This is a genomic window from Comamonas sp. B-9, assembly GCF_000410635.1.
Lineage (GTDB): Bacteria > Pseudomonadota > Gammaproteobacteria > Burkholderiales > Burkholderiaceae_C > Comamonas.
The window spans coordinates 438-9,065 of the sequence record NZ_KE148573.1 but is presented as its reverse complement, the minus strand read 5'-3'; the positions used below and the strand labels follow the sequence as shown (position 1 = coordinate 9,065).

The following is an 8,628-nucleotide window of genomic DNA, read 5'->3' as shown; positions in this document are numbered from 1 at the left end:
GTGGCATCAAGGGCGCTGCCACCCGCGCCTCGGTGCGCCAGAACAGGCCCAGCGCGGCCAGCGCCAGCAGCAGCAGGCCCGCCGTGCGCCAGTCAGCCCAACCCCATTGCGGGCCCTGCACCAGCAGCGCCACCAAGGCGCTGGCACCCACGGTCACGCTGATGCAGCCCAGCAGGTCAAAACGCCGCTGCGCAGCGGGCACTGCAGGCATCGCCGGCAGGTAGCGGCCTGCGGCAATCGCGCAGGGCCAGGCAATTGGCACCAGCACCCAGAGCACCCAGTGCCAGCCCAGGGTCTGGGTGAGCAGGCCGCCCAGCAAGGCACCGGCCGCCAGGCCGCCAGCACTGGCCATGCTCCACACGGCCAGCGCGCGGTTGCGCTCAGCGCCTGCGGCATACAAGGTATTGATCATCGACAAGGTGGCCGGGAACAGCAGCGCCGCTGCCACGCCTTGCCCGGCACGCGCTGCCACCAGTTGCCAGGGCAGCTGCGCAAAGCCGCCAGCGAAGGAGGCCAGGCCAAACAGCGCCATCGCTGCCACATACATGCGGCGCTGGCCCAGCAGATCGGCGCAGCGCCCGCCCAGCAGCAGGCAGCCGCCAAAGGCCACGCTGTAGCCGCTGATGACCCATTGCAGGTGGCGGGCATCGAGCTGCAGCTGCTGGCCCATGGCGTCGAGCGCAACAAAGACAATCGTCGCATCGAGCGCAATCAGCAGCTGCGCAAACGACAGCAAGGCCAGCGCGGCACGCGGATGGCGCAGCACCCCAGCGGGGTGCAAAGGTTTTTCAAGGGTCACTTCATCACTCCAAAACATACGAACCTGCAGTGCTGGGGCAGCAGCTGCAGGCGGGTGATGACCGGTCATGGCAGCATGGTATTTAAATCAATAACGAAGATAAATAGCAAACCCATCTTTTACTTATGCAAAAATGAATCAATAGTTGGCAGGAGCAGCCCCATGGATTTGAACGCAGTACAGATGCTGATCAAGGTGGCCGAGCACAAGAGCTTTACCCAGGCCGCGCACTGCCTGGGCACCACGCAGTCGCGCATCTCCCGCGCCATTGCGCAGCTGGAGACCGACCTGGGCACGCGCCTGCTCCACCGCAATACCCGCAATGTGTCACTCACCCCCGATGGCTGCCTGCTGGTGGACCGCAGTGCCGCGTTGATCGCCGGGCTGGACGATGCCAGGCAGCAGCTGCTGGACCGGCGCTGCGAGCCTACCGGCGTGCTGCGCATGACGGCGCCCTCGGTGCTGGGCCGCGTGGTGCTGACGCCCCTGCTCGGCCAGTTGCTGCAGCAGTACCCGGGCCTGCAGATCGAGGCCATCTTTACCGACCGCCTGGTGGACATGGTGGACGAGGGCTATGACGCCGCGGTGCGCATCGGCCCCCTGCTCGACAGCCGCATGATCGGCAGGCCGCTGCCGCCGCTAAACTGGGTGACAGTGGCCTCTCCCGCCTACACGGCCCGCCATGGCCGGCCACAGAACCTGGAAGAGTTGGCGACACACCGCTGCCTCTCGGTCTACAACCACTACCGGGGTTTTGCCGTGCCCTGGCAGTTTCGCCAGCCCGATGGCAGCACCATCGACTGGCCCGCGCCCCATGCCATCCGCTTTGACAGCGGTGACCCCTTGATAGAAGGCGCGATTGCCGGCCTGGGCGTCGCCCAGGTGATGGGCTTTGCGGTGCGCGATGCACTGGCCGATGGCCGGCTGGAGCGGCTGCTGCCCACGCTCGAAGGCCGCAGCCGCGAGCTGTCGCTGGTTTACCCGCGCACACGCCATGCCTCACCCAAGGTGCAGGCGCTGTGCAAGCTGCTGCTGGGGCGCAGCGCCTGGTGATGGCGGTCGGCCGGCGGGCGGGCTGGCAGCGATTGTTCAAATCCATGCAACGCTGCGTTCAAACCAGCGGCACCCCAAACCAGCAGCCAAGCCCTACAGTGGATACAGGCGCCAAAAACAGATCGCAAGCAGGCGCTCCTCACCGCGGTTGCGGTCCGTATTTATCGACAAAGGAAATATTCACCATGGCTAAAGTTCTGGTTCTCTACCATTCCATGTACGGTCACATCGAGACCATGGCCGGCAAGATCGCCGAAGGCGCGCGCAGCGTGGCGGGCACCGAGGTCGCCATCAAGCGCGTGCCAGAAACCATGCCCCAGGAAGCCTTCCAGGCCGCCGGCGGCAAGGTGGACCAGGCCGCAGCTGTGGCCACGCCCGCCGAGCTGGCCGACTACGACGCCATCATCTTTGGCACCCCCACCCGTTTTGGCAATATGAGCGGCCAGATGCGCAGTTTCCTCGACCAGACCGGGGGCCTCTGGGCCAAGGGCGCGCTGTCGGGCAAGGTCGGCAGCGTGTTCACCTCCACCGGCACCCTGGGCGGCCAGGAAACCACCGTCACCTCGTTCTGGAACACCCTGGCCCACCACGGCATGGTGATCGTGCCCGCCGGCTTTGGCCTGCCTTCGCAGTTTGACCTGTCCCAGGCCAAGGGCGGCTCGCCCTACGGCGCCGCCACGCTGGCCGGTGCCGATGGCTCGCGCCAGCCTTCCGCCCCCGAGCTGGAACTGGCCTTTGCCCAGGGCGCCAAGGTCGCCGCACTGGCCGCCAAGCTGAGCGCCTGAGCCTTTAGCCGGCCTGGCCGGCTGCAGCATCCCGAGAACGTAAAAAAGCCAGTCAGAGGTTCTGACTGGCTTTTTGATTTTGACGCCTTGTGAGGCGCCTGCCACCGTGCTGGTGGCAGGGCAGTGCCGCTTACTTGGCGGCCAGGCGCTGCCAGGTGTCAATCACGCTGTCGGGGTTCAGCGAGATCGAGGCAATGCCCTTGTCCGCCAGCCACTGCGCAAAGTCAGGGTGGTCCGAAGGGCCCTGGCCGCAGATACCGACGTACTTGTTCTGGGCCAGGCAGGCGGTGATGGCGCGCTCGAGCATCTTCTTGACGGCAGGGTCGCGCTCGTCAAAGTCGGCAGCCAGCAGCTCCAGACCGGAGTCACGGTCCAGGCCCAGGGTCAGCTGGGTCAGGTCGTTCGAGCCGATCGAGAAGCCGTCGAAGTACTCCAGGAACTCATCGGCCAGGATGGCGTTCGAGGGCACTTCGCACATCATGATGACTTCCAGGCCGTTCTCGCCGCGCTGGAGACCATTGGCCGCCAGCAGCTCGGTCACGCGCTTGGCCTGGTCCAGGGTACGCACGAAGGGGATCATGATCTTGACATTGGTCAGGCCCATGTCGTTGCGCACGCGCTTCAAGGCCTCGCATTCCATCTTGAAGGCTTCGCCAAAATCCTTGGAGATATAGCGCGCTGCACCACGGAAGCCCAGCATTGGGTTTTCTTCATCGGGCTCGTAGCGGCTGCCACCGATCAGCTTGCGGTACTCGTTGGACTTGAAGTCCGACATGCGCACGATGACCGGCTTGGGGTAGAACGCCGCAGCGATCGTTGCCACCCCTTCGGTGATCTTGTCCACGTAGAAAGCGCGCGGCGAGGCATGGCCACGGGCCACAGATTCGACGGCCTTCTTCAAATCAGCATCGACAGCCGGGTAGTCCAGGATGGCCTTGGGGTGCACGCCGATGTTGTTGTTGATGATGAATTCCAGACGTGCCAGACCCACGCCGTCGTTGGGCAGCTGGGCAAAGTCAAAGGCCAGCTGGGGGTTGCCTACGTTCATCATGATCTTGGTCTTGATCGGAGGCATTTCGCCACGCTTGACCTCGGTCACTTCGGTCTCGAGCAGGCCGTCATAGATGCGGCCGGTGTCGCCTTCTGCGCAGCTGACCGTCACCAGGGTGCCGTTCTTCAGCAGCTCGGTGGCATTGCCGCAGCCCACGACGGCAGGGATGCCCAGCTCGCGCGCAATGATCGCGGCGTGGCAGGTACGGCCACCACGGTTGGTGACGATGGCCGCCGCCTTCTTCATCACCGGCTCCCAGTTCGGATCGGTCATGTCGGTCACCAGCACATCGCCGGCTTCGACCTGGTCCATCTGCGAGATGTCGGAGACCAGGCGCACACGGCCGGTGCCGATCTTCTGGCCAATCGCGCGGCCTTCGGCCAGCACGGTGCCGCTGCCCTTGAGCTTGTAGCGCTGCTCGGCTTGGCCCTTGGACTGGCTCTTCACCGTCTCAGGGCGTGCCTGCAGAATGTAGAGCTTGCCGTCGGTACCGTCCTTGCCCCATTCGATGTCCATCGGGCGGGCATAGTGCTTCTCGATCACCAGCGCGTACTGCGCCAGCTCCTGCACTTCGGCATCGGTCAGCGAATAGCGGTTGCGCAGCTCGGGGCTGACATCGGTGGTGCTCACCAGCTTGCCGGAGGCGGCTTTTTCTTCAGGCGTTGCAAACACCATCTGCAGCAGCTTGGAGCCCAGGTTGCGGCGGATCAGCGCCTGCTTGCCCGCTTCGAGCATGGGCTTGTGCACATAGAACTCGTCCGGGTTCACGGCGCCCTGCACCACGGTCTCACCCAGGCCGTAGCTGGAGGTGATGAAGACCACCTGGTCAAAGCCCGACTCGGTGTCAATGGTGAACATCACGCCTGCGGCACCCTTGTCCGAGCGCACCATGCGCTGCACACCGGCCGACAGGGCCACCACGTCGTGCTCAAAGCCCTTGTGCACGCGGTAGGAGATGGCGCGGTCGTTGTAGAGCGAGGCAAACACTTCCTTCATCTTGTGCAGCACATCGTCGATGCCCACCACGTTGAGGAAGGTTTCTTGCTGGCCGGCGAAAGAGGCGTCAGGCAGGTCTTCTGCGGTAGCTGACGAGCGCACGGCAAAGGAGGCCTCGGTATTGCCCGCTTGCAGAGTCACAAAGGCCTCGGCAATGGCTTTTTGCAGATCGAGCGGGAAAGGCTGGGCCTCGACCATGGCTCGGATTTCGGCACCGACCTGGGCCAGCGCGCGCACATCGTCCACATCCAGCGCCGCGAGCTTGGCGCTGATCTTGTCAGCCAGGCCTTCGTGGGCCAGGAACTCGCGGAAGGCGTGGGCCGTCGTGGCAAAGCCGGTCGGCACGCGCACGCCTTGCGGCAGTTGCGAGATCATTTCGCCGAGCGAGGCGTTCTTGCCGCCTACGACCTCGACGTCGGTCATTCTCAGGTTCTCAAACGGTACGACCAGGGCGGTCGCGCTGTAGAGGTTGGACATGGTGAAGCTCCGGAAGTTAAAAACTGGCTCGGGCGCCCATGGCCGCAGTGGGGGCAATGGCACGCACGCATAGACTCCTGCCCGGCCGCTGCGGGCTCGGACATCTGGCTTTGTATTTGTACTGGTAGGCCGGAGTACATGCGGGAAATGTGAATAATGGGCGTCATTGTAGGCGTGCCGCCGCCGTTTTGCTTGCGACTTGCTGAACACCGTGGTCAACAATGACAAACCCCGCAGGCAACCGTCCACCGCCTGCGACAGAATTCGCCCGTTACCGCCGATGTAGCCCTAGAACCTGTTTACGATCTCTACGCAGCCGCGTTGGAGTGCAATCGGGATGAGTTCGAAGGGCTGGTTCGCAGCTTGCACCGGGGTGCAAGCAAGAGCCAGCGCGCAGAAATCGCCCGATTTCACTCCAACCCTTCGGGACAGTGGCTTTGCGAGCGGTCTGCGTCGTTGCAAATCCTCGCAATAGCATGGCTATTGCTGCGGTATTGCGCCTCGCATCCCATCTCGCAAAGACACTGTCGCGGCGCGAGGAGATCGTAAACAGGTTCTTAGGCCCAACATGCACCAACGCACCATTTTCTTTATCTCTGATGGCACCGGCGTGACAGCCGAGACCTTTGGCCGCGCCATCATGAAGCAGTTCGACATCACCACCCGTGCGGTGCGCCTGCCCTTTGTGGACACGGTCGACAAGGCCCACCAGGCCGTGCACCAGATCAACCACACGGCCGACAAGGAAGGCAAAAAGCCCATTGTTTTCACAACCTTGGTCGAACCCGAGACGGTCAAGGTGGTGCATGAGCACTGTAAGGGCCTGGTGATGGACATGTTTGCCACCTTTGTCCAGCCGCTGGAAGACGAGCTGGGCGCCAAGTCGCACCACCGCATTGGCCGCTTTACCGATATCAGCGAGAGCAAGGAATACTTTGACCGCATGGAGGCGATCAACTTCAGCCTGGCGCACGATGACGGCCAGACCAACCATGACCTGGCCGGTGCCGATGTGATCCTGGTGGGGGTGAGCCGCAGCGGCAAGACGCCTACCAGCCTCTACCTGGCGATGCAGTTTGGCCTCAAAGTGGCCAATTACCCGCTGATCCCCGAAGACTTTGACCGCCAGCAGCTGCCCCCGGCGCTGCTGCCTTATAAGAAGAAGATCTTTGGCCTGACCATTGCCCCCGAGCGCCTGTCCCAGATCCGCAATGAGCGCCGCCCCGACTCGCGCTACGCCAGCCTGCAGAACTGCCGCATGGAAGTGGCCGAGGCCGAATCGATGATGCGCCGCGCCGGCATCCAGTGGCTGTCGACCACGCACAAGTCCATCGAAGAGATTGCCGCCGTGGTGCTGCAGGACCTCAAGCAGGACGAGTGAGCGGCGCGCAGCCAATCGCTGCCAATCGCTGCCCATTGCTGCTGATGGCTGCTGATGGCTGCCCATCGCGGCCCCTGGCTTTTTCCCTAACGCTGCGCGGTAGGGATGCGCAACGTTACCCTTGCTTCGCACAGCTTTACAGCAGGCCGCATGCGCGCCTGCTATAACCAAGCGATCACGGCCCCGTGTGGATGGGCCGCCGCTCAGGAGTTCAAGCATGAACACAACTTTGACCTGGATCGCCAGCGCCGGCCTCTGTGCCGCGCTGCTGGCCGCCCTGCCCGCCCAAGCCGCCCAGCCGGGCGCTTTTTCCGTGACCGAGACCAAATCGGCCATCGGCAACAAACCCGCCAAGGCCCCCCGCACCAAGGACCGCTGCATTGGCCCCGAGCTGGTGGACAAGGAAGGCTTTCTCTACCCCGATCTGATCCTGTCCAAGCATTTCAGCCAGTGCCGCATCAAGGACAGCAAGCTCTTGGACAAGAACAACAAGAGCTGGACGGTGACCTGCGGCAAGATGCTGACGGCCCAGGCCAAGCAAACCAATACCGGTGACAACTTTCATCTGCACATCGATGCAGCCCTGCTGGGCGGCGCGATGAAGCAGACGCTGGACTATGAGGCGCAGAGCTTGAAGCGCCAGTGCACGCCCGACGACGAGCCGCTGGAATAAGCAAGCACGCAATCAGCCAACTCGGCGGGCTGAGGCCCGCTTAAGTTTGCGCGAACAGATACTGGGCCGTGCCATCCGGCGCCTGGGTGGCAAAGCAGCCCACGCCCCAGACCTGGGCAATGGTCTCGGGTGTCAACACCTCATGTACGGTGCCATGCAGGCAGCCGCCACCATGCACCAGCAGCACATCGTCGGCATAGCGCAATGCCAGGTTCATGTCATGCACCACGGCAATCACACCCACCCCGGCAGACGGCCCCGCATGCGCCCAGTCGCGCAGCAAAGCCATGGTCTGGTGCTGCCAGGCCAGGTCCATCGCAGCGGTGGGCTCGTCAAGCAGCAGCCAGCGCGCGCCGCCGCAGGCTGCTGGCTCCCAGAGCTGGGCCAGCACCCGCGCCAGATGCGTGCGCGCCCGCTCCCCGCCTGACAAGCTGCGCACGCTGCGCTGGGCAAAGGCGCTGACCTGGGTCAGCGCCATCGCACGCTCCACAATGCCGGCCTCATCGGCGCTGGGCTGGAGCCGGTGCGTATAGCGCCCCAGCTCCACCACCTCCTGCACCGTAAAGTCAAAGGCCACGCCACCGTCCTGCATCATCATCGCGCGGCGCAGCGCCAGCTGCTCGGACGACCAGCGTGCCAGCGGCTGCCCATCAAAAAGCAGCTGACCACCATGGGGCTGCCACTGGCCCGTCATCGTGCTCAGCAGGCTGGATTTACCCGCGCCATTGGGCCCGACGATGGCGGTGACCCGGCCTGCCTCAATGCGGGTGTGCAGGCTCACCAGGGTATCGCCGCCGGGCACGCCGACGGCCAGGTGCTCCAGGCGCCAGCTGCTGACGGGCCCGCTGGATGCGGACTGCGGCGCAGGCCGCTTGGCAGCGCCCCAAGTTTTGAAGGGATTGAACATCTGCAGCCTCCCTCAGAGCTGGCGCCGGAACTGGCGCAGCATGGCCAAAAACAGCGGCACGCCGACCAGGGCGGTCAGCACGCCCAGCGGCAGCTCGGCCGGCGCCACCACCGTGCGCGCAAAGGCATCGGCAAACACCACCATCGCAGCGCCCAGCAAGGCCGATGCGGGCAGCACCACCCGGTGGTCCGGCCCGGCCAGCATGCGCACCCAGTGCGGGGCCACGAGACCGATAAAGCCAACCATGCCGCAGCCGGCCGTGATGCAACCCACGACCAGGGCGGCCAGCACCACGGCCAGGCGCTTGGTGCGCTCCACCCCCACGCCCATCAGGCTGGCCTGGGCCTCGCCCAAGGCAATGGCATTGAGGGGTTGGGCCAGGCGCTGGGCGATCAGCAGGGCCACGGCCACCACGGCGCAGGTCGCCATGGCCACCGGCCAGCGCGTGCTGCCCAGGCTGCCCATGAGCCACAGCTGCAGGTTGCGCAGCTGCTCATCGGTGGACA

8 protein-coding genes are annotated in these 8,628 nt (G+C 64.5%); 4 read left to right on the top strand and 4 right to left on the bottom strand.

Going from position 1 to position 8,628, the window contains the following annotated elements; all coding sequences use genetic code 11:
* The coding region (locus tag H928_RS27515; RefSeq protein WP_239644951.1) for an MFS transporter at positions 1-799 on the bottom strand (799 nt) is incomplete at its 3' end.
* A 162-nt stretch (positions 800-961) separates the two neighbouring features.
* Here H928_RS27515 and H928_RS0112625 point away from each other — a divergent pair.
* Both H928_RS0112625 and wrbA read left to right on the top strand, forming a co-directional pair.
* Complete coding sequence (locus H928_RS0112625; protein ID WP_021026841.1) at positions 962-1,852, top strand: LysR family transcriptional regulator; 891 nt, start codon at positions 962-964, stop codon at positions 1,850-1,852.
* A gap of 185 nt (positions 1,853-2,037) precedes the next feature.
* The gene (wrbA, locus tag H928_RS0112620; RefSeq protein ID WP_021026840.1) at positions 2,038-2,637 is read left to right on the top strand and encodes an NAD(P)H:quinone oxidoreductase; all 600 of its coding nucleotides are present in this window, start codon (positions 2,038-2,040) and stop codon (positions 2,635-2,637) included.
* Positions 2,638-2,767: 130 nt separating this feature from the next.
* On the opposite strand, the gene ppsA is transcribed toward wrbA, so the two are convergent.
* Positions 2,768-5,161 carry a phosphoenolpyruvate synthase gene (ppsA, locus tag H928_RS0112615; protein ID WP_021026839.1) on the bottom strand — a complete coding sequence of 798 codons (2,394 nt, stop codon included), beginning with the start codon at positions 5,159-5,161 and terminating at the stop codon, positions 2,768-2,770.
* A 568-nt stretch (positions 5,162-5,729) separates the two neighbouring features.
* Between ppsA and H928_RS0112610 the strand changes: the two genes are divergently transcribed.
* Positions 5,730-6,542: a pyruvate, water dikinase regulatory protein gene (locus H928_RS0112610; RefSeq protein WP_021026838.1), complete on the top strand. Its 813-nt coding sequence runs from the start codon at positions 5,730-5,732 to the stop codon at positions 6,540-6,542.
* Positions 6,543-6,759: 217 nt separating this feature from the next.
* Complete coding sequence (locus H928_RS0112605; protein ID WP_148293148.1) at positions 6,760-7,215, top strand: hypothetical protein; 456 nt, start codon at positions 6,760-6,762, stop codon at positions 7,213-7,215.
* Between the two features lie 40 nt (positions 7,216-7,255).
* On the opposite strand, the gene H928_RS27510 is transcribed toward H928_RS0112605, so the two are convergent.
* Together H928_RS27510 and H928_RS27505 are read right to left on the bottom strand one after the other, a co-directional pair.
* Positions 7,256-8,122: a heme ABC transporter ATP-binding protein gene (locus tag H928_RS27510; RefSeq protein WP_021026836.1), complete on the bottom strand. Its 867-nt coding sequence runs from the start codon at positions 8,120-8,122 to the stop codon at positions 7,256-7,258.
* A 12-nt stretch (positions 8,123-8,134) separates the two neighbouring features.
* Positions 8,135-8,628, bottom strand: a 494-nt coding sequence (locus H928_RS27505; protein WP_043339904.1) for an iron ABC transporter permease, incomplete at its 5' end; no start/stop codon positions are given.

Coding starts and splice junctions, on each gene's coding strand:
- H928_RS0112605 (WP_148293148.1), top strand. CDS start 6,760: ATGAACACAACTTTGACCTGGATCGCCAGCGCCGGCCTCTGTGCCGCG.
- wrbA (WP_021026840.1), top strand. CDS start 2,038: ATGGCTAAAGTTCTGGTTCTCTACCATTCCATGTACGGTCACATCGAG.
- H928_RS27510 (WP_021026836.1), bottom strand. CDS start 8,122: ATGTTCAATCCCTTCAAAACTTGGGGCGCTGCCAAGCGGCCTGCGCCG.
- H928_RS0112625 (WP_021026841.1), top strand. CDS start 962: ATGGATTTGAACGCAGTACAGATGCTGATCAAGGTGGCCGAGCACAAG.
- H928_RS0112610 (WP_021026838.1), top strand. CDS start 5,730: ATGCACCAACGCACCATTTTCTTTATCTCTGATGGCACCGGCGTGACA.
- ppsA (WP_021026839.1), bottom strand. CDS start 5,161: ATGTCCAACCTCTACAGCGCGACCGCCCTGGTCGTACCGTTTGAGAAC.